The organism is Hyunsoonleella sp. J2K-J805 (assembly GCF_057167125.1).
Genome location: NZ_CM169901.1, coordinates 1,722,607 through 1,747,402, shown reverse-complemented (window position 1 = coordinate 1,747,402; position 24,796 = coordinate 1,722,607). Strand labels below are relative to the sequence as shown.

At 35.4% G+C, this 24,796-nt stretch carries 21 protein-coding genes; 8 read left to right on the top strand and 13 right to left on the bottom strand.

Translation table 11 applies throughout. From position 1 onward, the window contains the following. The first annotated feature begins 43 nt into the window (after positions 1 to 43). Entirely contained in the window at positions 44 to 1,384 is a 1,341-nt protein-coding gene (locus tag AC1B0Z_RS07680; protein WP_483795028.1) for a PDZ domain-containing protein, read from the top strand. A gap of 42 nt (positions 1,385 to 1,426) precedes the next feature. Here the strand turns inward: AC1B0Z_RS07680 and AC1B0Z_RS07675 are convergent, their stop codons facing one another. Continuing rightward, positions 1,427 to 1,852 (bottom strand): DUF1573 domain-containing protein, encoded by a 426-nt coding sequence (locus tag AC1B0Z_RS07675; protein ID WP_483795027.1) that lies wholly within the window; start codon positions 1,850 to 1,852, stop codon positions 1,427 to 1,429. A gap of 183 nt (positions 1,853 to 2,035) precedes the next feature. Between AC1B0Z_RS07675 and AC1B0Z_RS07670 the strand changes: the two genes are divergently transcribed. Then, entirely contained in the window at positions 2,036 to 4,669 is a 2,634-nt protein-coding gene (locus AC1B0Z_RS07670; RefSeq protein WP_483795025.1) for a valine--tRNA ligase, read from the top strand. Between the two features lie 214 nt (positions 4,670 to 4,883). On the opposite strand, the gene AC1B0Z_RS07665 is transcribed toward AC1B0Z_RS07670, so the two are convergent. The 6 genes from AC1B0Z_RS07665 to rsfS form a co-directional block, all read right to left on the bottom strand. Beyond that, complete coding sequence (locus tag AC1B0Z_RS07665; RefSeq protein ID WP_483795023.1) at positions 4,884 to 5,150, bottom strand: acyl-CoA-binding protein; 267 nt, start codon at positions 5,148 to 5,150, stop codon at positions 4,884 to 4,886. Beyond that, positions 5,143 to 5,799 carry a phosphatidylserine decarboxylase family protein gene (locus tag AC1B0Z_RS07660; RefSeq protein ID WP_483795021.1) on the bottom strand — a complete coding sequence of 219 codons (657 nt, stop codon included), beginning with the start codon at positions 5,797 to 5,799 and terminating at the stop codon, positions 5,143 to 5,145. The genes AC1B0Z_RS07665 and AC1B0Z_RS07660 overlap by 8 nt, the downstream gene beginning before the upstream one ends. Beyond that, a complete protein-coding gene (locus tag AC1B0Z_RS07655; protein WP_483795019.1) occupies positions 5,789 to 6,607 on the bottom strand; it encodes a phosphatidate cytidylyltransferase in 819 nt (272 codons plus the stop codon). Before AC1B0Z_RS07655 ends, AC1B0Z_RS07660 begins: the two co-directional genes overlap by 11 nt. A 17-nt stretch (positions 6,608 to 6,624) precedes the next feature. Next, positions 6,625 to 7,233 (bottom strand): LUD domain-containing protein, encoded by a 609-nt coding sequence (locus AC1B0Z_RS07650; protein ID WP_483795017.1) that lies wholly within the window; start codon positions 7,231 to 7,233, stop codon positions 6,625 to 6,627. Between the two features lie 110 nt (positions 7,234 to 7,343). Then, the gene (ftsH, locus tag AC1B0Z_RS07645) at positions 7,344 to 9,281 is read right to left on the bottom strand and encodes an ATP-dependent zinc metalloprotease FtsH (RefSeq protein WP_483795016.1); all 1,938 of its coding nucleotides are present in this window, start codon (positions 9,279 to 9,281) and stop codon (positions 7,344 to 7,346) included. Positions 9,282 to 9,290: 9 nt separating this feature from the next. Then, entirely contained in the window at positions 9,291 to 9,662 is a 372-nt protein-coding gene (rsfS, locus tag AC1B0Z_RS07640; RefSeq protein ID WP_483795015.1) for a ribosome silencing factor, read from the bottom strand. A gap of 93 nt (positions 9,663 to 9,755) precedes the next feature. On the opposite strand from rsfS, the gene AC1B0Z_RS07635 reads away from it, so the two are divergent. After that, a complete protein-coding gene (locus tag AC1B0Z_RS07635) occupies positions 9,756 to 10,487 on the top strand; it encodes a biotin--[acetyl-CoA-carboxylase] ligase (RefSeq protein WP_483795013.1) in 732 nt (243 codons plus the stop codon). Here the strand turns inward: AC1B0Z_RS07635 and AC1B0Z_RS07630 are convergent. Both AC1B0Z_RS07630 and pyrE read right to left on the bottom strand, forming a co-directional pair. Continuing rightward, complete coding sequence (locus AC1B0Z_RS07630) at positions 10,484 to 10,879, bottom strand: SRPBCC family protein (RefSeq protein ID WP_483795012.1); 396 nt, start codon at positions 10,877 to 10,879, stop codon at positions 10,484 to 10,486. The genes AC1B0Z_RS07635 and AC1B0Z_RS07630 overlap by 4 nt on opposite strands. Positions 10,880 to 10,910: 31 nt before the next feature. Further along, positions 10,911 to 11,555, bottom strand: coding sequence for an orotate phosphoribosyltransferase (gene pyrE / locus AC1B0Z_RS07625; RefSeq protein ID WP_483795011.1), 645 nt, complete (start codon positions 11,553 to 11,555; stop codon positions 10,911 to 10,913). Between the two features lie 131 nt (positions 11,556 to 11,686). Between pyrE and AC1B0Z_RS07620 the strand changes: the two genes are divergently transcribed. Next, complete coding sequence (locus AC1B0Z_RS07620; protein ID WP_483795010.1) at positions 11,687 to 12,271, top strand: NUDIX hydrolase; 585 nt, start codon at positions 11,687 to 11,689, stop codon at positions 12,269 to 12,271. Here the strand turns inward: AC1B0Z_RS07620 and AC1B0Z_RS07615 are convergent, their stop codons facing one another. After that, positions 12,272 to 13,996 carry a M14 family metallopeptidase gene (locus AC1B0Z_RS07615; RefSeq protein ID WP_483795008.1) on the bottom strand — a complete coding sequence of 575 codons (1,725 nt, stop codon included), beginning with the start codon at positions 13,994 to 13,996 and terminating at the stop codon, positions 12,272 to 12,274. A gap of 178 nt (positions 13,997 to 14,174) precedes the next feature. Between AC1B0Z_RS07615 and AC1B0Z_RS07610 the strand changes: the two genes are divergently transcribed. Then, positions 14,175 to 15,788 (top strand): SulP family inorganic anion transporter, encoded by a 1,614-nt coding sequence (locus tag AC1B0Z_RS07610; protein ID WP_483795007.1) that lies wholly within the window; start codon positions 14,175 to 14,177, stop codon positions 15,786 to 15,788. Positions 15,789 to 16,297: 509 nt separating this feature from the next. Here AC1B0Z_RS07610 and AC1B0Z_RS07605 read toward each other — a convergent pair. From AC1B0Z_RS07605 to AC1B0Z_RS07595, 3 genes are all read right to left on the bottom strand, one after another. Beyond that, a complete protein-coding gene (locus AC1B0Z_RS07605; RefSeq protein WP_483795006.1) occupies positions 16,298 to 19,810 on the bottom strand; it encodes a T9SS type A sorting domain-containing protein in 3,513 nt (1,170 codons plus the stop codon). Positions 19,811 to 20,141: 331 nt separating this feature from the next. Then, entirely contained in the window at positions 20,142 to 21,194 is a 1,053-nt protein-coding gene (locus tag AC1B0Z_RS07600; RefSeq protein ID WP_483795005.1) for an N-acetylmuramoyl-L-alanine amidase family protein, read from the bottom strand. A 93-nt stretch (positions 21,195 to 21,287) separates the two neighbouring features. Beyond that, entirely contained in the window at positions 21,288 to 21,923 is a 636-nt protein-coding gene (locus AC1B0Z_RS07595) for an MOSC domain-containing protein (protein ID WP_483795004.1), read from the bottom strand. A 160-nt stretch (positions 21,924 to 22,083) separates the two neighbouring features. Between AC1B0Z_RS07595 and radC the strand changes: the two genes are divergently transcribed. From radC to AC1B0Z_RS07580, 3 genes are read left to right on the top strand one after another with little or no spacing between them, the layout of a single operon-like run. Next, positions 22,084 to 22,782 (top strand): RadC family protein, encoded by a 699-nt coding sequence (radC, locus tag AC1B0Z_RS07590; protein WP_483795003.1) that lies wholly within the window; start codon positions 22,084 to 22,086, stop codon positions 22,780 to 22,782. Positions 22,783 to 22,797: 15 nt separating this feature from the next. Then, positions 22,798 to 24,102: a polysaccharide deacetylase family protein gene (locus AC1B0Z_RS07585; protein ID WP_483795002.1), complete on the top strand. Its 1,305-nt coding sequence runs from the start codon at positions 22,798 to 22,800 to the stop codon at positions 24,100 to 24,102. Further along, positions 24,089 to 24,781 carry a YjjG family noncanonical pyrimidine nucleotidase gene (locus tag AC1B0Z_RS07580; protein ID WP_483795001.1) on the top strand — a complete coding sequence of 231 codons (693 nt, stop codon included), beginning with the start codon at positions 24,089 to 24,091 and terminating at the stop codon, positions 24,779 to 24,781. Before AC1B0Z_RS07585 ends, AC1B0Z_RS07580 begins: the two co-directional genes overlap by 14 nt. Positions 24,782 to 24,796 lie beyond the last annotated feature (15 nt).

Below are 24,796 nucleotides of genomic sequence, written 5' to 3'. Positions count from 1 at the left end.
AAAGATTTGTAACTTGATTTTCAAATTTAGTGAGTTTTAGGTAATGACGAGATTTTTATACATCGTATGTTTTGGCTTGTTCTCTTTCACCGGAGTATCAGCACAAGGTCAATTTATGTTGCATGGTAAAAAGACTAATGAGAAAATTAATTTCAAGCTAATTAACAATCTTATCGTGTTTCCAGTTGAGGTAAATGGTGTAGAGCTTTCATTTTTGCTAGATACTGGTGTTGGTAAGCCTATAATTTTTAATATTCTCAATATTTCGGATAGTTTGAAGATAAACAATACGGAAACTATTTCTTTAAGGGGTTTAGGCAAGGGCACATCCATTCAGGCCTTGAAGTCTAAAAATAATGTTCTAAAAATTGGAGACGCCCTTAAGGTAGACCAAGATTTATATGCCATTTATGATAAGTCCTTAGATTTTACACCTAAACTAGGAGTTCCGATACATGGTATCATAGGTTTTGATATTTTGAAAGATTTTATTGTTGAAATAAATTATACTAGGCAGTTTTTGAAATTACACAACCCTTACACTTTCACATATAAGGACTGTAAAGCGTGTGAAATTTTTAATCTGGAATTTCATAATAATAAACCTTACGTATATGGAATGTTACGTAACAACGGAAAAAGTACACCTGTGAAATTACTTATTGATACAGGCGGTAGCGATGCTTTATGGCTTTTTGAAGAAGAGGAGAAAGGAATTGCACCTGATGAGTATTATTTTGACGATTTTTTAGGACACGGACTTAATGGAAGTGTATACGGCAAACGCTCAAGGGTAGATGTGTTTTCATTAAAACGTTTTAATTTGAAACATGTAAATGTGGCATTTCCAAATGCTGAATCAATAGTTTTTAACAATATGATGCAAGATAGAAACGGAAGTGTATTAGGAGATATCTTAAAACGTTTTAACCTTATTATAGATTATGGAAGAGCAAAAATCACGTTAAAGCCGAATGGCAATTTTAAAAAACGATTTAGCTATAATAAATCTGGTATTGTTGTAGAATACAGTGGTTATCGTTTTGTGAAAACTGAAAGTAAAGATGTTGAAATAGAAGGTAAAGGCTTTGATAATTCGGTAGCTCCAAGCTATGTTTCCTCAAATAGCTTTGAGATCAGTCTTAAACCTGCTTATGCTATTGTGGAGTTGAGAGAAAGGTCTCCTGCTGAAGAAGCTGGATTGCAAAAGGGAGATATTATTCTTAATATAAATGGAAAATCAACTCATAACTTTTCGTTACAGCAAATCACGCAGTTTTTTCATGGAGAAACAGGAAAGACAATAAAACTTGTTATAGATAGAAAAGGCGTTAAACGTACTTTTAGTTTTAGATTAGCAAATCCATTCAATAAAAAAACCTAGACTAAAAGCATAGGTTTTATGTATTTTAATTTAAGGTAAGCCTTATTGCTCAACCATACTCTTACTTTTCTTTTCTAAAACGTTATTTTTAGAAGGATCTACCACGACGCCTTTAATTTTTAAAGCTACTGTTGGCGTTTCTGCATTTGATAGTACAGTAATTGTTTTTCTTATCGGGTTTACACGATTTGTATCGTATTTTACCTTGATTTCTCCTGTTTTACCAGGCATTATAGGATCTTTCGGTTTTGATGGGATAGTACACCCACAAGACGATTTTACATCAGCTATAATTAAAGGAGCATCGCCTGTATTAGTAAATTCAAAGATTCTTACACCATCGGCACCTTTCTCAATCGTGCCATAATCTATAGTAGTTTCTTTAAACTCAATTTTAGCAACTTTTTCTTGCGCGTTAAGCGAAAAACTAATTAACCCTACAAATAAAAGCGTAAATAAATGTTTCATTTTTTTGTATTTAATGGTTATTATTTAATTCAAACATAGGTACTTTTTCCACAACCTGCAAAAATAATAGACGAATTACTTAAAACTTAACATATTGCTGTTCTTAATAACATGTCGTCTGTTTTCACAGAAAAAGAAATATAAGTACTTTTGCTCATCAAAAGTCAAAAACTGTTCCAAAGTATGCAAATTCCATCAAAATATGATGCTGTAAAGGTAGAAGGTAAGTGGTATGATTACTGGATGAAACATAATTATTTTCATTCAACCCCAGATGATAGAGAACCTTATACCATAGTAATTCCGCCACCTAACGTAACTGGCGTGTTGCACATGGGGCACATGTTGAATAATACTATTCAAGATGTATTAATTCGTCGTGCAAGATTGCAAGGAAAGAATGCATGTTGGGTGCCAGGAACAGACCATGCTTCAATTGCTACAGAGGCTAAAGTTGTTGCGAAATTAAAGGAGCAAGGCATTGATAAAAATAACCTTTCACGTGAAGAATTTCTAAAGCACGCTTGGGATTGGACACATGAATATGGAGGTGTGATTTTGGAGCAGCTTAAGAAATTAGGGTGTTCCTGTGATTGGGATCGTACAAAGTTTACAATGGATGACGATATGTCAGAGGCAGTAATTAAAGTTTTTGTGGATTTATACAACAAGGGCTTGATTTATCGCGGTTATCGCATGGTAAATTGGGATCCTGAGGCGAAAACCACGTTGTCCGATGAAGAGGTAATACATGAAGAGCGCCAAGGAAATCTATATTACATCAACTATCAAGTTGAGGGAAGTGATAATGTTTTAACCATTGCCACCACCAGACCTGAAACCATCTTTGGGGATACTGCCATCTGTATTAATCCAAACGATGAGCGTTTTATCCATTTAAAAGGTAAAAAGGCTATTGTACCTATTTGCAATCGTGTTGTACCCATAATTGAAGATGAATATGTTGATTTAGAGTTTGGTACGGGCTGTCTTAAAGTTACCCCAGCGCATGATGAAAACGATAAAGTTTTGGGTGATAAGCACAATTTAGAAGTTATCGATATTTTTCATGAAGATGCTTCTTTAAATAGTTATGGCTTGCAATTTGAAGGTCAAGACAGATTTACAGCTAGAAAAGCCGTAGCCAAAGAACTTGAAACTTTAGGAGTTCTAGTCAAAACTGAAACTCACGCTAATAAAGTTGGTACTTCTGAGCGCACTAAAGCTGTTATTGAGCCAAGATTAAGTGATCAATGGTTTTTGAAAATGGAAGATTTGGTAAAACCAGCAATTAAGGCGGTTTTACATGAAGATGACATAAAACTATTTCCAAAGAAATTTGAAAATACCTATCGCCATTGGATGGAGAATATTCGCGATTGGAATATTTCACGTCAATTATTGTGGGGGCAACAAATTCCGGCTTATTACTATGGAGATGGAAAAGATGATTTTGTGGTTGCTGAAACTATAGAAAAAGCTTTATACCTAGCAAAAAAAGCAGCAGAGAACCCTCAATTAAAGATTGACGACTTACGCAGGGACACTGACGCTTTAGATACATGGTTCTCCTCATGGTTATGGCCAATATCAGTATTTGATGGCATTCGCAACCCTGAAAACGAAGAGGTAAAGTATTATTATCCCACTAACGACTTGGTAACTGGTCCCGATATCTTATTCTTTTGGGTAGCGAGAATGATTGTCGCTGGTTACGAATTTAGGGATGAAAAACCTTTTGAAAATGTGTATCTCACTGGTTTGGTTCGAGATAAACAACGTAGAAAGATGAGTAAATCCTTAGGAAATTCTCCAGATGCTTTAAAACTTATTGAGGAATATGGTGCTGATGGTGTTCGCGTAGGATTGCTATTAAGTTCTGCTGCGGGTAATGATTTACTATTTGATGAAACGTTGTGTCAGCAAGGTAAAGGTTTCGGAAATAAAATATGGAATGCCTTTAGACTTGTTCAAGGATGGGAAATCGACGGTAGTTTAGACCAATCAGAAACTGCAAAGATAGGTTTAGAGTGGTACGAAGCTAAATTTCAAAAAGTATTGGCTGAAATTGAAGATCATTTCAGCAAATATAGATTAAGTGATGCGCTAATGGCTCTCTATAAACTGATTATGGACGATTTTTCGTCATGGTTATTAGAGATTGTCAAACCTGCATATCAGCAGCCAATTGACGCCAAAACATACAATGCAGTCATAACTGCTTTTGAGAATAATTTAAAAGTTTTGCATCCATTTATGCCTTTTTTAACAGAGGAGATTTGGCAATTTATTTCAAAACGAACTCCTGAAGAAGCTTTGATTATTGCAAAATGGCCTAAGTCTACAACTATTAATAACACTCTAATTTCAGAATTTGAGTTTGCTTCAGAAGTTATATCTGGTATTAGAAATATCAGAAAACAAAAAAATATAGCATTTAAAGATGCCATCCCTTTTTCTGTGATCAATAATGAAAAGGTAACGAAAATATTTGATGCTGTGATTGCTAAATTGGGTAATTTAAATGCTATTAATTATGTAGATAGTGCCGTTGATGGCGCCCTTACATATCGCGTAAAATCTAACGAATATTTTATTCCAATATCTGGAGCTGTTGATATTGAAGCTGAAATTAAAAAATTAACGGATGAGCTAAATTATATTGAAGGATTCCTGAAATCTGTTCAGAAAAAACTATCAAATGAGCGTTTTGTAAACAATGCGCCAGAGCAGGTTGTAGCTGGTGAAAAGAAAAAAGAGGCAGATGCGCTTGCCAAAATTGAAACTATCAAAGCTAGTTTAGCTAGTTTGGGGTAGTGGTGTTTACCTTTTGCGGATATGACGCCGTTTTAATACTGCGATAAACTCAGCACATGTGGCTTATATCCGATGGTAAATGAAGATAGTGGAAAATTTTTACAAAGTCAAGTTCCAATCTCTTAAGTTTATGCTCAATAGGGTTTCTCAAACTTTATTCAGTACTGCTTTATCACCAGAGAAATGATATACACGGTGCCAATGCGTAGTGGTTTTATTTTCGGTATAAAAAATAAGTATTTACCAAATCAATATAGGCTTGTTTGGCCTCATCTTCGGATACATCTTTAACTTGAAATAGTGCATTGGTTTTAAATGCATTAATTATAGATTTTTTACTGCTGGGTTTACTATAATTATTAGTGGCTTTTTTATAGTAGGCATATAGCTTTAGCAGTGTATCTGCGGGGAATGGATCAGTATGTGCACTAACTCGTGCAACTGCTTCTTCAAACGATTTATCTAAAGATTCATCACTCATTAATTTCAGCTATAACACTCTCCCCGCCACGAACCTTTTCGTTTAACTTTATTTTTATATTTGTATCCAAGGGCAAAAATAAATCCACTCTTGATCCAAACTTAATAAATCCAGAATCGGCACCTTGAATGGCATTATCATCTACTTTGGCATAGTTTACTATTCGTTTTGCTAAAGCTCCCGCAATTTGACGGTACAATACTTTACCGTATACTTTGTTCTCTACAACTATGGTGGTACGTTCGTTTTCTTCGCTGGCTTTAGGATGCCATGCTACTAAGTATTTCCCAGGGTGATATTTACTAAAGACTACTTTTCCATCTACTGGATAACGTGTTACATGCACATTTAAAGGGGACATAAATACGCTTACCTGCAAACGTTTGTCTTTAAAATATTCTTTTTCAAAAACCTCTTCAATTACTACTACCTTTCCATCTACTGGGGATACTACGTTTTTGTCATTTTGTTTTGTGTGACGTTTAGGGTTTCTAAAAAACTGAAGAATGAGAATTAGAAACACCAAAAGTACAATCAGAATTAGTGTCCGTAACCAAAACACAGAGATAAAACTATCTACCAGTAAAAAACAGGCGACAACTATAATTAGACTAAAGAGAATTATTTTATGACCTTCCTTATGAAACATAGTGTAAAATTCTTAAAAATAAGTAAATAAATGGGGAAGCAAAAATGATACTGTCTAAACGATCTAGCAGCCCGCCATGTCCAGGCATAATTGTACCACTGTCTTTTACATTAGCTTGCCTCTTAAATTTTGATTCTATTAAATCCCCTATCGTGCCAAAAACTGTTATAACAATAGCAAGTAATAACCAGCTAGTAAAGTCTAAAGTTGTAGTGAATTTTGCAATAAAGTAACTAGCAATGCATGAAAATAACAATCCGCCTAAAAAGCCTTCGACAGTTTTTTTTGGAGAAATTTTTTCAAACAGCTTTTGTTTTCCGAAATTCTTACCTATCAGATAGGCGAAAGAATCGTTCACCCAGACCAAAATAAAAGCCGCTAGTAATATTTTTGGACTAAAGACACTTGCTATCAGCAAAAGAAATACAAACCCGCTAGATAGATAAAATGTAGTAATTATGAATCGTTTCGTCCTAAATAGCGGAATTACTTTTCGAGAAAATAAATCTTTAATTAAAAATAAATCCACAAAAATAGTTATCACCATTAATATTTGGGTTGCTTCATCTAAACCTATATCGGAGTTTAGCATGATTTGCCAATATCCGAAGACTGCATAAAGTACTATAAAAATGAAGTATGGAATAATACTTTTTAATTGAATAAGTTTACTAAACTCAAATAAAGCTAGTATGCCTAAGACAAAGAATAGAATTATAAAGCCATGAGAAGAATTAAGGCTCAAGATAACAATTAACAACGCAACATATAGCAAACCAGATAGTGATCGCAATAACATGTCTTTCATTTCTTAATTTGCTTTAATTATAAATCTTCTAAAAGCAGCAAATATAAGTTTTTTGCACTACTACCATAGCTCAAAAAATCTTTTTCATCTCCAGATTTAAAATGTTTAATCGTAGTAATGTTTGTAGGGATATGTCGTTTGTTTTTTGATTTGATACCACGTAAACCTTCACCAATATTATCCACAATCTGGCTTGTAGTGGCGAAAACAACAACGTTGAAAGGTAATTCAGGTAATTTTTTAGTTGCAATTTGATTTGAACTTATGAGCAAAGAACCATCAGTTGCAATTAAGTTTTCACAAGTGGTTAAAAAATAAGTGGCTTCACCTGAATTTTTAATAGCATCAATATTACACGATTTAAACTTCTCTAAAAGATTATCATCTATGATCAATGCAGGTTTGTCCTCCCATGAATTTTCTTGAATGATATTGGTAAAGTTAAGAAACACCTCGTTTAAGTCATCGCAATACAAGAACTTGCCGCCATTAGCTTTAAAATTTATAGTGAACTTTTCATCTATTGGCAATTTAAGTTCGGGCATATATTTGCCTCGGTCATCAGACTTTATTTCCTTTTCAGATTGTTTTGACTTTGATCCGAAAATTTTCTTAAAAAGATTCATTCAGGTATTCGCTATTAACCTTTTTTATTGAGAGTTTTCCAAATATAAAAAATCTTAAACTATTCCTTAGATTAATTTAAGATTTTTACCAAAAGCTTAACTATAAGAAGCTATTTGTCAAGATTTTCACGTTCTTCCTTTTCAAAAGGGCGTTTACCGAATATTTTTTCTAGATTATCCTTAAAGATAACTTCTTTTTCAAGTAGTACTTCTGCAAGTTCTGTAAGTTTGTCTTTATTGGCTTCCAATAACTTTACAGCTCGCTCATACTGCTTTTCTATAATATCTGAGATTTCTTTATCTATAAGTTCAGCTGTTTTTTCACTATAGGGTTTAGTAAACCCATATTCGTTTTGGCCAGAGTCGTAATAGGTAAGGTTTCCTACTTTATCGCTTAATCCATAGATAGTTACCATGGCACGAGCCTGCTTAGTAACTTTTTCTAAATCACTTAAAGCTCCAGTTGATATTTTATTGAAAATTACTTGTTCTGCAGCACGACCGCCTAGAGCAGCGCACATTTCATCAAGCATTTGTTCTGGTCTAACAATTAAGCGTTCTTCAGGTAAATACCAGGCAGCTCCCAAGGAGCGTCCTCGTGGAACAATAGTTACTTTCACTAAAGGCGCTGCATGCTCCAACATCCAACTTACGGTTGCGTGACCAGCCTCGTGATAGGCAACCGCTTGTTTTTCACTAGGCGTAATAATTTTATTTTTCTTTTCTAAACCACCAATAATTCTATCAACTGCGTCTAGAAAGTCTTGCTTATCAACTGCTTTTTTGCCGTTTCTTGCTGCAATTAAAGCTGCTTCGTTACAAACATTTGCAATATCAGCTCCAGAGAAACCGGGGGTTTGCTTTGATAAGAAATCTGTATCGAGGTCCTTTGTTTTCTTCAAAGGTCTCAAGTGTACTTCAAATATTTCTTTACGTTCCCGAACGTCTGGTAAGTCCACAAAAATTTGTCTATCAAAACGTCCAGCACGCATTAGGGCCTTATCCAAAATATCAGCCCTATTGGTTGCAGCCATAACAATAACGTTGGTATTAGTACCAAACCCATCCATTTCTGTTAATAACTGATTTAGGGTGTTTTCTCGCTCGTCATTACTTCCGGACATGGCATTCTTTCCACGTGCTCTACCAATTGCATCAATCTCATCTATAAAAATTATCGAAGGTGATTTTTCTTTTGCTTGCTTGAATAAATCACGGACACGAGAAGCTCCAACGCCTACAAACATCTCTACAAAATCAGATCCAGATAGTGAAAAGAAAGGTACTTTTGCTTCGCCAGCAACAGCTCTTGCTAACAAGGTTTTACCGGTTCCTGGAGGACCTACAAGCAATGCACCCTTAGGTATTTTACCTCCAAGAGTTGTGTATTTTTCAGGATATTTCAGGAAATCTACAATTTCTTGAACTTCTTCTTTTGCACCTTCTAAACCAGCTACATCTTTAAAAGATGTTTTAACTTCGGTATTTTGGTCAAATAGTTTTGCCTTAGATTTTCCAATATTAAAAATCTGTCCACCAGCACCACCACCAGCGCCACCAGACATGCGTCTCATAATGAAAATCCAAACACCAATTAGTAATACAAATGGTAAGATACCAATCAGAAAATCTGCTAAATGATTCTCCTCTGTGAGATATATGGGTTCTAAATCTAGATTTTCTTCTTCAATGATATTGTTCAACTCATTTTGAAAAATTTCTAACTCTCCAAATTCAAATCTATAATTAGGAATTTGAGCAGCTGATAAGCTAAAACTTGTAGGTTTAGATTTTCTGTGAATCTCTTTTTGCGACGCTTCTTTTGTTAAATAAACTTTGGCAAGCCGTCTGTTCACTATTTCAACTTTTTCTACATCTCCATCCTTTACAAAATTGAAGAACTGGGTTGGATTTGTGGTATTTCCGCTATCCAGTCCACTATTATTGAAAAGGGTAAACACCAAAAACAGGGATAGAATAATCCCATAAATCCAATACGGACTAAATTTTGGTTTTTTTTCTTTTATATTTTTATTGTCTTTTGCCATGTTTTGTTTTTAGTAACTTGTTTCTATTACTGTTGTTTTTGCATCTCCCCAAAGGCTTTCAATATCATAATACTCCCTTATATGCTTTTGAAACACATGTACAGCAATATTTACGTAGTCTAGTAAAACCCATTCAGCATTATCAGCACCTTCAATGTGCCATGGGTTATCCTTAAGTTCTTTACTTACTTTTTTCTGAATGGAATTAACGATGGCGTTAACTTGAGTGTTTGAAGTCCCTTCACAAATTATAAAATAATCGCAAACTGTATTTTCAATTTCCCTAAGGTCTAAAATACTTATTTCTTTACCTTTTACATCTTCAATTCCACTAATTATAACTGATATTAATTGATCTGCGCTTATTTTTTCTTTCGCCATTAATTTTAATTAATTTGTGCAAAGTTATTATTTTTTTAGTTCTTTAGCCTTTAAAATTTTCACAAGATTTTAAACAACAAAAATAACCTGTAAATGCCTATAATCAAACTTGATGCCATTGATTCAACTAATACTTTTTTAAAAGATATGGTTAGTGCTGAAAAGGTGGAGAATTTTACCGTAGTTACAGCAAAATATCAAACTGAAGGTAAGGGGCAAATGGGAGCAGTTTGGACATCAGAAGCGTCAAAAAACTTGATGTTTAGTGTGTTTGTTGATGTTTCAAAATTTAAAATAGAACACCCATTTTACATTAGTATGGTAACGGCCTTAGCATTGAGAAATAGTCTAAAAACATTTTTAATCCCACAGTTGCATATTAAATGGCCTAACGACATTTTGTCACAAAACAAAAAGATTTGTGGTATTTTGGTTGAAAATGTCATAAAACAAAACCACCTAAATGCAACAATTATTGGTGTTGGCTTGAACGTTAACCAAATGGATTTTGATAATTTGCCATATGCATCATCTCTGAAACAAATTACAGGGCGCTTTTTCGAAACAGATGAGCTTTTAAGCATTATTATAAAAAATTTGAAATCATATTTTTCAAAACTAAAAGAAGGTTCTTGTAAAGCGTTGAAAGCCGAGTACGAATCTTTTTTATTCAGAAAAAATAAACCCTCAACATTTAAGGATGCCAAGGGTAATTTATTTTCAGGTTATATTAAAAGTGTTTTAGATTCTGGAGATTTACAGATTCTGCTGGAAGATAATGTTATCCAATCTTTCGCATTGAAAGATGTAACATTGCTGTACTAAACAGCTTTTGGTAAATTAGTAGCCAGCGTTTCGATAAACTTGCTAATTGGCCCTTTAACCATCATTGCCATCATAGGGTTAAAGTCTCCGCTAAACTTAAGTTTTACATTGCTTTCATCGTTTTCATTTTCTGAAATAATAGCGGTTAAAGAAAAATCTATTTTACCACCAGCCGCACCAAAAACAATTTTATTTGGTGGTATTTCCTCTTTCTTCTTCAGAATAATTTCGGGCATGCCCTTTAAGGCAAATAAAAATTTTTCTTCATCTAAAACTTCAAACTTACTGATGTTTTCAGGCATTAAAGTTTCAAAATTTTCAATATTCGATATAAAGTTAAATGTGGCTTCTGGTGTTTTAGACACGCTTACTTCTGGAGATTCTAAGTTCATAAACTAATAATTTGTGTTTAGTTGTTAATTATCAAATAGCGTTCCATTCGCTAGGGTTAGAATTCCATTCGGTAAGCAATTCTAATTCTGTTTTAGTAATATAATTGGTCTGTAAGGCTTGCTCCAAAAGGTTTTCGTAATTTCCTAAAGTATGAAGCGCAACATTTTCTTTTTCAAAATTTTCTTTTGAAACTTCAAATCCATAGGTAAAAATGGCTACCATACCTTTTACGTTGATACCACCTTCACGCAGTGCTTTAACAGCATTTAAACTGCTTTTACCTGTACTGATTAAATCTTCTACAACCACTACGTTCTGTCCTTTTTCTGTAAAACCTTCAATTTGGTTTTTTCTCCCATGGCCTTTTGCATCTGGTCTAACATAGATAAAAGGTAAATTTAAATATTCAGCAACTAGCATACCTATTCCTATGGCACCTGTGGCTACACCGGCAATAGCGTCTGGTTTCCCATATTGCCGCTCAATATGTTTTGCCATAGTCTCTCTAACATAGTTACGAATGGGGGGAAACGACAAAATAATGCGATTATCACAATAAATGGGCGATTTCCATCCAGAAGCCCATGTAAAAGGTGTTTTCGGACTTAATTTTATAGCATTTACTTGCAATAAAACTTCTGCTGTTTTTTTGGCGATGTCTTTGTTAAAAATCATAGCACAAAATTAAGCATATATTGCAGTATTACATAACCTGTTTTAACAGAATAAAATATTTTTTTCAACAATAGTTGGTTTGTATTTAAAAATGATATTTTTACCAGCAGTAAACAGCTAATAATCTCTGTATGCACAAAATATTTGTTGGTGACAAGCCTATAATTTTATCTACAAAACCTAAAGACAAAAAAGGGGTTAAAAACTATAAACTCAATAAAGTTATACTTAGAAATGTAGTTAGGAAATTGAATAATTCTTCAATTAAAGAGGCACGTTTTATTCACCATAATGAAGAAAAGCTATTAAAGAAATTTTTAAAAAAAGCCCCTAAAGTCATCGCTGGAGGAGGTAAAGTATATAACAAAGAGGGAAAAGTACTTTTTATATTTAGAAACGGCAAATGGGATTTGCCAAAAGGTAAAATTGAGAAAAAAGAAAGTATAGAAGAAACCGCAATACGTGAAGTTGAGGAGGAAACTGGAGTTACGGGATTGAAGATTACAAAACCATTAGAAACTACCTATCATATTTTTAAGCGCCGTGGAAGATACAGAATAAAGATAACCTATTGGTTTGAGATGAAAACATCCTTTGACGGCAAGTTATATCCACAGGAAAAAGAGGGTATCACCAAAGTAAAATGGCTTGGTAAAAAGAAGATTAAAAAGGCTATGGAGAACTCTTATGCCAATATTAAGCTTCTAATTGATTAATTATCTTATTCTGAATACGGGATATAATAAATGCACTTCCTCATAATTTTTACTTTGCTTGTGTAGCCAATCCAATTGGGCATACCAGTTGTTTTTAAATTCGGTGAGGTCTTGTTTGCGGTGTTCAAATTCTTGTTTTAACTTTGGATTGTTTTTAAGAATTTCTAAAGCCTTATCTTCCCAGACGTAAGGAGAAAATCCTTCCTTTTGTTGCAAAACGGTATCGAAAAAATTCCAATTAAAAAATGAATCTGGAGCCTGTGGTTCTAGGGTTTCCATAATGTACCTGAACGCATATTGATTGGTTGGAATGATAAAATCACCTTCTTTAAACTTAATATTTTCCTTTGAAGTTAAAACATTTACATCATAATGGGGATAATGCCCTTCGTAAGGCGACGTATGGGTGTTATAATCCTTAATACGATAGGTTTCAACTGTAATTATGCTGTCGTTTTTAAGTGGTTCCATCTCCACTTCATTTAGTTTTAATAACTCAATAACATTATGCCAGCCTTGGGGAATTATGTAAGCACACGGAATTTCAACTTTTAATTTAGGTTTGTAGTAATTTTGGTAGTTCACTTCTTTTACAAAAGGTTTTGTCCTGTCATATTTTAATCTTTTAAAACCAGTAACTTCACTTATAACAGTATTTGCTTCAAAACCTTTAAAATTTAATTTAGAAGCTTTTGTGGTATCTATTGCCCAATCCAAAGCATAATATTTGCTTTTGTGCATTAATAGGGGCGCTTCTTTTCTAATGGACTTGATTTTATCAGAATCAGAATCCGTAATTTCAATCATGCTTTTCAATATTTCATAAGTACCCTCAACGCGCTGTTTGTAGGGTTTTAGCATGTGTGTTTCTATCATCATACCTAATGTGTTGAAAAGTGTAGTGTAGCCGGTGGAATACCTAGGGTAGTCCATAAATTGTGAAAAGCCTTGTACAGGAGTCCGGTTAAAAACGTTCACATATGGGGTAATGTCCAAGTCTTTTTCATTTAGTTTTTTTTCTAATTTGGGCATCATTTCAGTATGTAAATAAAGGCCCAGTTTATCGCCCAACTTATTATGTTGCGTAAACAAATGTGTGAGCGTATATTGGTAGTCGGCACCATTGCTTACATGCGTATCGATAAATACATCAGGTTTCAATAAGTGAAAAATTTTAGTAAAGGTCTTAGCATTTTTGGTATCGCATTTAATAAAGTCCCTATTCAAATCATAGTTTCTTGCGTTACCGCGAAAACCATAAGCTTTTGGGCCATTTTGATTAGTACGCGTGTTTGAATTTCTATTGAGACTGCCACCAACATTGTAAATAGGAATACTCGCAATTACAACATTTTCTGGTATTTTGATATTGCCCTTAGCTAAGTCTCTAAATAACAGCATTGTTGCATCAATGCCATCAGGTTCTCCTGGGTGAATGCCATTATTTATGAGTAAGATCTGTTTGTCTTTCCTAATAGTTTCATAATTGAATTCTGCATCTGGATTAAAAGTTACCAAATGCAAAGGCTTTCCAGCATCGGTTTCTCCAATAGCGCCTAGGGAGATTTCATTGTAAGTTTCAGCAAGTTGAGAATAAAAGGCAATAGCCTCTTCATAAGTCGCCGTTTCTAAACCCTTGGATATTTCAAAACGGGTGTTAAAATCATAGTACGATGCTCTTTCACAAGCAAAAAACAAAACAAATATCACTAAAATTTTTCTCATGATTTCAACTTTGATGGCTAAAATTACAATAATTTTAAATGAGTACTTCATAAGAAAGTAGCTGAAATACTGGCAATTTTGTAACTCATCCAATTTTAATTGCTTAATCTGCAAATTCTTAGGGCATAACTTGTACATCCCCTATTAAACTGTAAATTTGCAGCTTCAAAACCAAACCATGACTGCATTTTTTAGAAAGCGCGCTAAAAACGCCAAAAATGATCTTTTAAGTGGACTAACTGTCGCTTTGGCATTAGTGCCAGAAGCTGTTGCGTTTGCATTTGTTGCAGGTGTAGATCCTTTAGTAGGATTATATGCGGCATTTATGATAGGATTAATCACCTCAGTTTTTGGAGGCCGTCCAGGAATGATAAGTGGTGCTACAGGCGCCTTAGCAGTAGTGATGGTGAGTTTAGTGGCCGAAGGAAATGCCATGGGAGAACCATCAGAACAGCTGGGTTTATATTACTTATTCGCTACCGTAATTCTTATGGGAATTATTCAAATTTTAGCAGGTGTTTTTAAACTCGGAAAATTTGTAAGATTGATTCCACATCCAGTAATGATGGGGTTTGTAAATGGACTAGCCATTGTAATTTTCCTATCACAACTTAATCTTTTTAAAGATGCAAATGGAGACTGGTTTACAGGATCCAAAATGTGGATTATGTTGGGATTAGTGGCATTAACCATGGGAATTATGTTTGCATTACCAAAACTAACAAAGAAACTCCCAGAAGCATTAATTGCCATTTTAGTGGTATCCGCCATTGTGATCTTTGGAAATCTGGATGTCGCCACAGTGGGAAGCTTTATTCGCGATGGAGGTGGCGAAGGTTTAAAAGGTGGTTTGCCACAATTCCAGCCAGAGATATTTAATAAAGTGCCATTTAATTGGCAAACCATAAAGTTTATTGGGCCATACGCCTTAATTCTAGCGGCCATCGGCTTGATAGAATCATTGATGACCTTAAACTTAGTTGATGAAATTACAGAAACCAGAGGAAATGCCAACCGCGAATGTATGGCACAAGGAGGCGCAAATATTGTCACAGGATTTTTTGGTGGAATGGGTGGTTGTGCAATGATTGGACAATCGTTGATAAATATAAAGGGAGGTGGAAGAGGTAGGCTTTCCGGTATTGTTGCTGCTGTAGCCTTATTAATCTTCATTTTGTTTGCATCCGGACTCATTGAGCAAGTACCTATTGCAGCCCTAGTAGGCGTCATGTTTATGGTGGTTATTGGCACGTTTGCATGGAGTAGCTTTAGAATTTTACGAAAAATACCGCTAACCGATGCTATTGTTCTCATAGCCGTATCGCTTATCACCGTTTGGAAAGATTTAGCCATAGCAGTAATCGCAGGTGTCATTATTAGCGCCTTGGTATTCTCTTGGGAAAACGCAAAACGTATTCGTGCAAGAAAACGTATGAGGGAAGATGGTACTAAGGTTTACGAAATTTGGGGGCCACTTTTCTTTGGCTCTATAAAAGCCTTCAACGAAAAGTTTGATGTGAAAAACGACCCAGATAATGTGGAGATAGATTTTGTAGAGTCGCGTGTAAGCGACCATTCTGCTTTTGAAGCCATATACAATTTGGTAGAAAAGTACGAAGCCGCAGGAAAATCTATAAAACTAAAGCACCTTAGTGAAGACTGTAAGATACTGCTCCATAAGGCAAGTCCAAAGTTTAAGGAAGTTATCGTAGAGGATATAGACGATCCTCGCTATCACCTCGCTGAAAATCCAGAAGCGTTTACAAAACCACTGTCGGAGTATAAACTTTAGAATTTAATAATTTTATTCGAGCGTTACCACGCCACGGGCGCGGTCGGGCTTTTGGCAGTCGCTCTCTGCGAGGAGTTTCAACAAACCTGTACTGAGAGCAGTCGAATGTATGCTTCAATACCTAACGCCGTTGTTTGCTAACTTTTTAATTACACCATAAGTGCTTTATTTTTTGGGGTAGATTCTTTTACAGGTCTTGGCTAAGCATAGTGCAAAGGCAAGAAAACTTTTTAATTGCTTTTATGCCACGAAGCTAAGATTATTTTTTTTTAGTCTAAAGCAATCAGTAAATTTAGTGACTTCATAAATATCCAGAGAGCTTTCAATTTAAGCTCGTAAGGCTATATGAGGTTTAGGTTTTGTTTTGCTTTATTGAGTTCAGATGATTGCCAACGATCACATAAAGTTAAATTTTGATTTTCCCTTTAAATAGACTTTGCTAGAAGATCAAAAAAAAAACCTGCAAGCTAAAGGCTCACAGGTTTTTCTTTATTCATAAAAATTAAGTTTTATAACTTAATCATCTTTTTAGAGATCTGTTCTTTACCATCAACAATGGCTTTTAAGAAATAAATACCACGTGGTAAACCCCTTAATCCATTCATTCTAAATCTGCAGAAACCAGGATATACCTGTCCGGTAATTTGACGAACGGCATTACCGCTAAAATCGTATAATACAATATCAACTTCGGTATTCTGCGTACTTTTAATCCAAATATTGATTTGGCTTCTAAAGGGATTAGGGAATGCTTTGAGGTTTGTGATTACTAATTCTTCGCTTGGATCACAGCTACCTAAAGTAGCACCTCGCTTAAGCAATAATGGTACCGCAAAACTTGAAACACATATTGTCTTTCCTCTAAAACACAGTGCAACCCTTGGCCTATTTGGGTTATTGCCACAACGTACGTCTACAACCTCAACATTAACTGTTGCGCTAATTGAACACCCAGTGCCATCGGTAACAGTTAAGGTGTATTGTGTGGTTTCCTCTGGTGCGACTTCAATAACATCCGTTGTTTCACCATTACTCCACTCATAAGTATAAGTGCCATCACCGCCCTCTACCGTATCGAAAGTTAATAAGGTGGACTCTTGAGGGCCGTATCCAAGATAAACGGTCTGATCTTCAATTAAAGTCAAGTTAATTGCTTCAGGTTCCGTGATTGTAATATTATCAGACATCAACTCACTTCCAAAAGCATCTGTAACCAGTACATTGTAGTCTCCTGCTGATAGATTCGTTGCAGTCTCTGTTTCTTGCCCATCGTTCCATAAATAGGTATATGGTGCTATTCCTCCAGTAACTGATACACTAACTGCACCATCATCTGCATTAGCGCAGCTAACGTTTGTAGAAACTAATTCTAATTGTAAAGGTTCACCTAGTGGTATCGCTTCCCATACACTTCTATTGTCAGTTTCTGGAGCTGTTTTATGTGTTACCTCCCCGTTTTCTTCATGATACAAATATCTGCCAGCAGTTCTAGATTCAAATCTATACGTGTCAGTAAGGTCGTCGTAACGTATCGTCCACGTTTTATCTGTATCGCCTGCTGGCGGAGCTTTTAGGGTACTTACAACTACAAAGTGCCTCCCTGGACCACCAGAACCTGGTGCACGCAATATTCCAGTACCACCAGTTTCACTTTCACTATCTATATTAAAATATGCTCCACTTTCTACAAAAGTCCAATGTGTATTTTGAGGACCTCCAGAACTTGACATTGTAACAGGCTGACTGCTTCCTGCTGCAGCAGTTAAGAATTGTCCGGTTTCTACATTTCTTAATCTAACGATATCATTGGTTGGTGCTGGACCTGAATTGTCAACCACTTCAACTTTTTCATAAGTAGTATTTGCCCATCTCATTTGGGCTCTACCGCCTTTTACACGATATGCACCATATCTAATACCAGATTCCAGCCCTCTTTCCGGTTCAGGAATATTCCAGTTAAAGGCTTCACCGCCTATCACGGCATCAGAATAATGTATTTTTAAATCTGGATTATTCGGATCCTCTCTAAAACCTACCTCCAATTCAATATCTACTATTTCATTTTTTGCTACATTTTTAAGAAAAACAATAGTTCTGCCATCGGCCCCTGAACCTCCTCTAAAATTGATCTGTTCTCTTACAATATCAAAAGATACTTGTACTTGGTTGCCATTACCATCATCTCCAAATACAGGCATGGCTAAATACAAACATATAGCAGGATCCGCCGGACCGCCACCACCACTGTGTTTTCCTTTAGCTTGCATCAAATAGGTACCATCGTTGTTGGTTCCTGTAGTGTCACCAACTTCAAGAATTCTTAAAGTTCCCGTAAATCTTGCATAACTCCCCACGCCGGTTTCTCTAGATCTGGGCAAAGAACGTTCTATTCTGGGCTGCAACGTATTGGGGGCATCCCAATGGTTAGATCCAGCAGTAATATTATAAACACCCCAGGTATTTTCATATAGATTAACTTCTGAGTAATCGGAATAGCAACTTCTATCATCAACTGTTCCAACATTAACAGCGTCCTGTATATCAACATTTCGAGTATCATCGTTTTGGAATTCACCTGAAGCTGGACAAGCTAGGTCTGGGTTCGTATCTTCATCAGGAGCTGCCTCCACAGGAGCTTGCTCAACTAGTTTCCAATTACTTCTGTTATCAGTATTTGGGGCTACAGTATGTGTTACCGTTCCATCTTCATTTTGATACAAAAACCTACCGGCTGTATTTGACTCAAACCTGTAAGTGTCTGTTGTGGCATTATAAGATATTGTCCATATTTTATCTGTATCGGTTGCTGGCGGTGCTTTATTGGTACCCACAACTGCAAAATTAGCTCCACTACCAGTTGCACGTAGTATTCCAGTTGCACCGCTTTCACTTTCACTATCGATATTATATATTCCACTTTCACTTTCAGTTTCAACAAGTGTCCATTGTGTGTTATCAGCATCTCCTGTTTCTGACATGGTGACTGACGCATTACTTGTTCCAGCAGTGGTTAAGAATTCTTCTGTTTCTGCATTTTGAAACCTTAGTGTAACACCTACTGGTATTTGATTTTGCACCAGAGGAACAAGTTTCCAATTACTTCTATCATCTGTATTTGGGGCTGTATTATGGGTTACCGTTCCATCTTCTTCCTGGTACAAAAATCTGCCAGTAGTTCTAGAGCCGAATCTATACGTGTCACTACTTGCGTCGTAATCTATTGACCATGTTTTATCTGTATCGGCTGCTGGCGGTGCTTTTAGCGTACTTAAAACAACGTAAGCACCTGCAGAACTCCCAGCACCAGGTGCCCGAAGTATTCCGGTACCACCAGTGTCACTTGCACTATCTATATTATAATAGTCTCCACTTTCTACAAGTGTCCAATGTGTATTATCAGCTTCTCCTGTTTCTGACATGGTAACTGGCTGATTACTTCCTGATGCAGTTGTTAAGAATTCTCCTGTAGCAACATTTTGCAATCTAAGAGTTGTCTCTAAAGGAATTGGCGCCGTAAGCGGAACGAGTTTCCAATTACTTCTATCATCTGTATTTGGGGCTGTATTATGGGTTACCGTTCCATCTTCTTCCTGGTACAAAAATCTGCCAGTAGTTCTAGAGCCGAATCTATACGTGTCACTAATTGCGTCGTAATCTATTGACCATGTTTTATCTGTATCGGCTGCTGGCGGTGCTTTTAGCGTACTTAAAACAACGTAAGCACCTGCAGAACTACCAGCACCAGGTGCCCGAAGTATTCCAGTACCTCCAGTGTCACTTGCACTATCTATATTATAATAGTCTCCACTTACTACAATGGTCCAATGTGTATTTAGAGCTTCTCCTGTGGCCGACATTGTGACGGGCTGACTACTGCCTCCTGCGGTAGTTAGGAATTCTCCTGTGGCAACATTTTGCAATCTAAAAATATCATCAGATGGCAGTTTGTTTTGCGCTGTCAAAAAAAGCGAAAAGAGCGCAAAAATGCTAAATAATACTGTTTTAAGTTTGTTGGTTTTCATGTTATTTAAATTTAATTGTCGTTCAAGTTATTTTTTTTAGTTTTTGTAAGTATCCTGTACGATACTGGTTTTAAAAAAACTAACGTGTTCTTTTAATAAAAAAGAGTGAATTACTTACTCTTATGCACTATTTTATGATAAACTTGAATAATAAATTTAGACCCTTGAAGTAACTAAGCTGTATTTTGATGCTTTTTCTTACTGAAGAAAGCAGACTTACAGTAAATGAATTTCGGATATATGACGCTTTGATACTAAAATAAGTTTAGCACGGTTAGCTTATATCCGCCATTAAACTAAGTTGGCTGAAAATTTGTACACAGTCAAGCTCTTATTTATCCTCAAAATCCACCAAAAGCCCTTCATAAATCCATTTCGACAAGGCTTCTCTGTTTTCCCAATTCAAAATACGCCTTTGGTCTTTTTTGTTTTTAATATTGCCCAATTCAATATAAACCATGGCTGGTAGGGTGTTTTTGATAACATAGAGGTTTCGGGAGCTTACAGTCCCAGAATAGGTACGGTTGGGTTGGTGCCTGGTATATTTCTTTTTAAAGGTGTTGTGTATGTTTTGGGCTAGCTTTTTACCGCTTTTACTTTTATGATGATGGTAAAAGAACACATCAATATTTTCACCCTTGCTTCTGCTATCAATATGTGTAACAATTAGTCTTTGGTAAGCACCTTTATGCTTTAGATACAGGTTATTTACCGTTTCGGTACGTTCACGAAGTCGTAGTTTTTGATTTAAGGAGATAGAATGATTTGGATAATATACTTCATCATAATCTACCTCTAAAACACGTTTATCCCTAATGCCATCATTTTTATCCTTAATAATAATGTAAACCTTGGCATCATTGGCAAGGAGTTTCCGGGCAAGTCTTAAAGTAACGTCATAAGCATACTCATCTTCTGAAATAAGTTTGCCTGCATAGGTTTCAATGGCGCCAGGGTCTGGACCGCCATGTCCCGAAATTAAATAATATACAGCACCTTTTAAGATTTCACTTTCCTTTGGAAAATCTTTATGTTTTTCACCAAAAAGCGCATTGGTAATTGTTTTAATCTTTGGACCAACAATAGAATCTTTCGGTTTGGGTAGGAGAATGGTCGGGATACTATCTTTTACACTAATACTTTCCGCAGTAACAACAGTGTCTTGTTTTATAAGTGGCAGTAGATATGTTTTACCAATTAACAAACCGTTATCCGGTTTTAACTTGTCTTTATTAAGCTCAATAAAAGCGCTGAAACTTTCAGTAGGCTCTAAACCATGTTTTCGTAGTAGGGAATAAATACCATCTCCTTTTTCGGCAATAACCTCGTTTTCTGCCGTTTGAGACCCAACAGAAAAGGTAATTAAGAGTAATAAGTAAAGCAAGGTTTTTATAGTTCTAAGACTTTATGTAATAAACACTGTAATGAAAACGTATGTAGTTTTAAATTATTTTTCGATGGCTTAAACCGAAGTACCTTAAACAATAAATTGCTTCAATTTTTCCCGTTTCCGTTCTGGTAAAACATTTAAAGACACCGCTATTTTTAGCAGGTTTTGAGACTTTACTTTTGAAAATAACAAGTGATACAATTCTGCCACGGTAAGGCTTTCCTCTAAACGATCAACTAATTTCAATTTATCATTGGTATGTACTAAACCCTCTTCAATAACGCTTACGTAAGTTCCTGGAAAACCATGGCTAATAAATTGTTTCAAAATTTTTTGAGATCCAAATTTCACTCCAAATTTAAAACATGGCTCTCTGGGTTGGGTAACTTGCACTAAAGTTCCTCCAATTTTGTAAAGATCGCCTACCATCATTTGCATTTCGTTCATGCCGTTAATGGTAAGATTTTCGCCAAACATGCCCCAATTCCAGTTTAAATTGGGATATAATTTTTTCCAATAGGGATAATGATCTGAGGAGAATAAATAGCAGGCTTTAAAAGTGCCACCATGAACTTTTTTGTCGGCTACAAAATCGTTGTCGACGCCCTGTTTTCCTAAAAAAATAGGTTTTGGTGTTGGTACTTTAAAAATACCAGTGGATACTTCTTTGTTTTGCCATAAGATGGTTCTGGGTTCAGAGATATTGGTAGATTGTATGTACATAGATTGTTAGCCGATAAATTGTACTTAAAAGTAGCAAATTTTTGTGGTAATTACGTCAAGTAAACATACTTAGCAATAGATTAACGAATCATCAAAGCATAGTCAAACTTTTTGCTACAAAATACTATAGGTTTATCGTTACAATATTTATCTTTAACCAATGCAAGAGAAACCATCTTCGTTTTCAATTAAGAATTGGAGTCAGGACGATCAGCCTCGTGAAAAACTACTGTATAAAGGGAAATCGGCTCTCAGTGATGCTGAATTGGTGGCTATTTTAATAGGCTCGGGCAATAGAGAAGAAAGCGCCGTGGCATTGTGCAAGCGTATTTTGGCCAGTGTGGATAATAATTTAAGTGAATTAGGGAAACTTTCCATCAAACAACTTATGGCGTTTAAGGGTATTGGTGAAGCGAAAGCGATAACCATTGCTGCTGCTTTGGAATTAGGGAGAAGACGTAGGGGAGAAGAGGCACTTGAAAAGAAAAAAATTACGTCAAGTGCATCGGTGTTTGAGTTGATGCAACCTGTGATTGGTGAGCTGGAACACGAAGAATTTTGGATTATTTATTTGAACAATTCCAATAAAGTTATTCAGAAAAATCAATTAAGTAAAGGCGGCATCACTGGTACTTTGGTTGATGTTCGGCTGGTACTAAAAAATGCACTTGAAGTGGGCGCTACAGGATTGGTTTTAGCCCATAATCATCCATCAGGAACCTTAAAACCTAGTGAAGCGGACAAACAGATTACGCAAAAGTTGAAATCGGCAGCCTTAAGTTTGGATATTCGGGTTTTAGATCATCTTATAGTTACCGAAAAAGCCTATTTTAGTTTTGCTGATGAGAATATTTTGTAAAAGTTGAGAATCTAAATGTTACTAGTTTACACCCATAAAATAACACCACGATTAAAATATGTTTTCAAGCATATTTGTACGCGTATATTGGGCGTTAAAGTAGATTTTACAACTAAAATAGAGGATTTTATTGCGCACGACAGCTTAAAAATGTCTTATACAAAACAGCATTTAGGCAATGAGTTTTTTATAAAGAGCCATGAGATTTTGTTTGAACAAGGGCTTTCGGATATAGAAATAAATGTTTTAAAATGGGAAAACACCAAATGCTTTTTCTTCAACGGAGAAAAGAGTGCGATGCCATTTGATATTTTTGCTGCGTCTTTTTATATGCTATCTCGATATGAAGAATATTTACCGCAACGCAAAGACCAATACGGGAGATTTATGGCAACCGAAAGTTTGGGATATAAACATGGTTTTTTACAACAACCCGTTGTAGATATTTGGGCATATAAATTTAAAACTGCACTGCAAGCACAGTTTCCAGAATTTGAATTTCCGAAAAAACAATATCGTATCAAACCCATTATTGATGTTCCTAGTCCGTATAATTATAAATTAAAAGGAGTGATGCGATCTTTAGGAGGAACTCTTAAAGATTTTTTTAGATTTCGGTTCAGGGATTTGTATGTAAGGTACGCGGTACTCTTTGGCTTAAAACATGACCCATTTGATACATTTAAATATATCATCAATAAACAAAAACAAACACATTTTAAGTTTTTGGTGTTCTTTTTTATTGGTTCTTATTCCACTTTTGATAAAGGTATAAACATCAACAAGCGTAGGTACGTGTCGCTTATAAAGCATATAGCCGATTATTGCCACGTGGGCTTAAAAGCGTCCTATTTTTCAGTTAAAGATGTTGAACTGCTAAAAAAGGAAAAACGTCAAATGGAAGACGTTTTGAATACTGCATTGAGTGCATCCCGATTTTCGTTTTCAAAATTAAACCTTCCAGAATCGTACAGAAACTTGGTGCAATTGGAGGTAAAAGAGGATTATACCATGGGCTATGTAAACCACATAGGATTTAGGGCAGGTTCTTGTACGCCATTTTTATTTTACGATTTAGACTATGAGGTGCAGACACCGCTTCGGGTATGCCCATTTCATCTTATGGATTTTGCACTGTTAAAAACTGTGTCGTTATTAGATAAAAAGAAAGTATTAAATACCATTATCGACGAAGTAAAGCGAGTAAATGGAGAATTTGTGCCTGTATTTCATAATTATACCTTTATTAATTCTGCACGATGGAGCGGTTTTAAAGAACTGTTTAATATTATTTTAACCTCAGTGAATGAAAAAACTTAACGGTATTACCGACGTATTTTTCGATTTAGATCATACGCTATGGGATTTTGAAAAAAATTCTGCCCTAACTTTTGAAAAAATTTTTGAGCTTAATACTATTGAAGTAAGTTTAAATGATTTTCTAGAAAAGTACGTCCCCATTAATTTCAAATATTGGAAATTATACAGAGAGGAGCGCATTAAAAAAGAAGATTTACGGTTTGCGCGTTTAAGTGAAACGTTTGAAACACTAAACTTATCCGTTGAGGACGGTATGATTCGTAAATTGTCTGAGGATTACATTAAATACTTATCAACTTTTAATTTTTTAATGGAAGATACTAACATTATACTTGAGTATCTAAAATCTAAATACAAATTACACATAATTACCAACGGTTTTAACGAGGTGCAGTACAAGAAAATGGATAGATCAAAAATTACACCCTATTTTGAAACTATTACCAATTCTGAAATTGCTGGTGTAAAAAAGCCCAACCCCAAAATATTCAATTTTGCGTTGAATTTGGCCAAAACAAAACCAAAGCAAAGTATCATGATTGGAGATAGTTTGGAGGCAGACATTGAAGGTGCTTTGAACATTGGGATGGATGCTATTTTTTTTAGCTCAGATACAACCCTTTTAAAGGGTGAAATAAAAGCTGTTTCAAAACTAATGGAGCTGAAACAGTTTTTATAAAACAATACTTTAACA

Excerpts from the sequence above, each read along its gene's own strand:
- AC1B0Z_RS07580 (WP_483795001.1), top strand. The coding sequence starts at position 24,089 with ATGAAAAAACTTAACGGTATTACCGACGTATTTTTCGATTTAGATCAT.
- AC1B0Z_RS07650 (WP_483795017.1), bottom strand. The coding sequence starts at position 7,233 with ATGAATCTTTTTAAGAAAATTTTCGGATCAAAGTCAAAACAATCTGAA.
- pyrE (WP_483795011.1), bottom strand. The coding sequence starts at position 11,555 with ATGATTTTTAACAAAGACATCGCCAAAAAAACAGCAGAAGTTTTATTG.
- AC1B0Z_RS07675 (WP_483795027.1), bottom strand. The coding sequence starts at position 1,852 with ATGAAACATTTATTTACGCTTTTATTTGTAGGGTTAATTAGTTTTTCG.
- ftsH (WP_483795016.1), bottom strand. The coding sequence starts at position 9,281 with ATGGCAAAAGACAATAAAAATATAAAAGAAAAAAAACCAAAATTTAGT.
- AC1B0Z_RS07615 (WP_483795008.1), bottom strand. The coding sequence starts at position 13,996 with ATGAGAAAAATTTTAGTGATATTTGTTTTGTTTTTTGCTTGTGAAAGA.
- AC1B0Z_RS07620 (WP_483795010.1), top strand. The coding sequence starts at position 11,687 with ATGCACAAAATATTTGTTGGTGACAAGCCTATAATTTTATCTACAAAA.
- AC1B0Z_RS07670 (WP_483795025.1), top strand. The coding sequence starts at position 2,036 with ATGCAAATTCCATCAAAATATGATGCTGTAAAGGTAGAAGGTAAGTGG.
- AC1B0Z_RS07630 (WP_483795012.1), bottom strand. The coding sequence starts at position 10,879 with ATGAACTTAGAATCTCCAGAAGTAAGCGTGTCTAAAACACCAGAAGCC.
- AC1B0Z_RS07660 (WP_483795021.1), bottom strand. The coding sequence starts at position 5,799 with ATGTTTCATAAGGAAGGTCATAAAATAATTCTCTTTAGTCTAATTATA.
- AC1B0Z_RS07595 (WP_483795004.1), bottom strand. The coding sequence starts at position 21,923 with ATGTACATACAATCTACCAATATCTCTGAACCCAGAACCATCTTATGG.
- AC1B0Z_RS07610 (WP_483795007.1), top strand. The coding sequence starts at position 14,175 with ATGACTGCATTTTTTAGAAAGCGCGCTAAAAACGCCAAAAATGATCTT.
- AC1B0Z_RS07635 (WP_483795013.1), top strand. The coding sequence starts at position 9,756 with ATGCCTATAATCAAACTTGATGCCATTGATTCAACTAATACTTTTTTA.
- AC1B0Z_RS07680 (WP_483795028.1), top strand. The coding sequence starts at position 44 with ATGACGAGATTTTTATACATCGTATGTTTTGGCTTGTTCTCTTTCACC.
- radC (WP_483795003.1), top strand. The coding sequence starts at position 22,084 with ATGCAAGAGAAACCATCTTCGTTTTCAATTAAGAATTGGAGTCAGGAC.
- AC1B0Z_RS07655 (WP_483795019.1), bottom strand. The coding sequence starts at position 6,607 with ATGAAAGACATGTTATTGCGATCACTATCTGGTTTGCTATATGTTGCG.
- AC1B0Z_RS07605 (WP_483795006.1), bottom strand. The coding sequence starts at position 19,810 with ATGAAAACCAACAAACTTAAAACAGTATTATTTAGCATTTTTGCGCTC.
- rsfS (WP_483795015.1), bottom strand. The coding sequence starts at position 9,662 with ATGGCGAAAGAAAAAATAAGCGCAGATCAATTAATATCAGTTATAATT.
- AC1B0Z_RS07585 (WP_483795002.1), top strand. The coding sequence starts at position 22,798 with ATGTTACTAGTTTACACCCATAAAATAACACCACGATTAAAATATGTT.
- AC1B0Z_RS07665 (WP_483795023.1), bottom strand. The coding sequence starts at position 5,150 with ATGAGTGATGAATCTTTAGATAAATCGTTTGAAGAAGCAGTTGCACGA.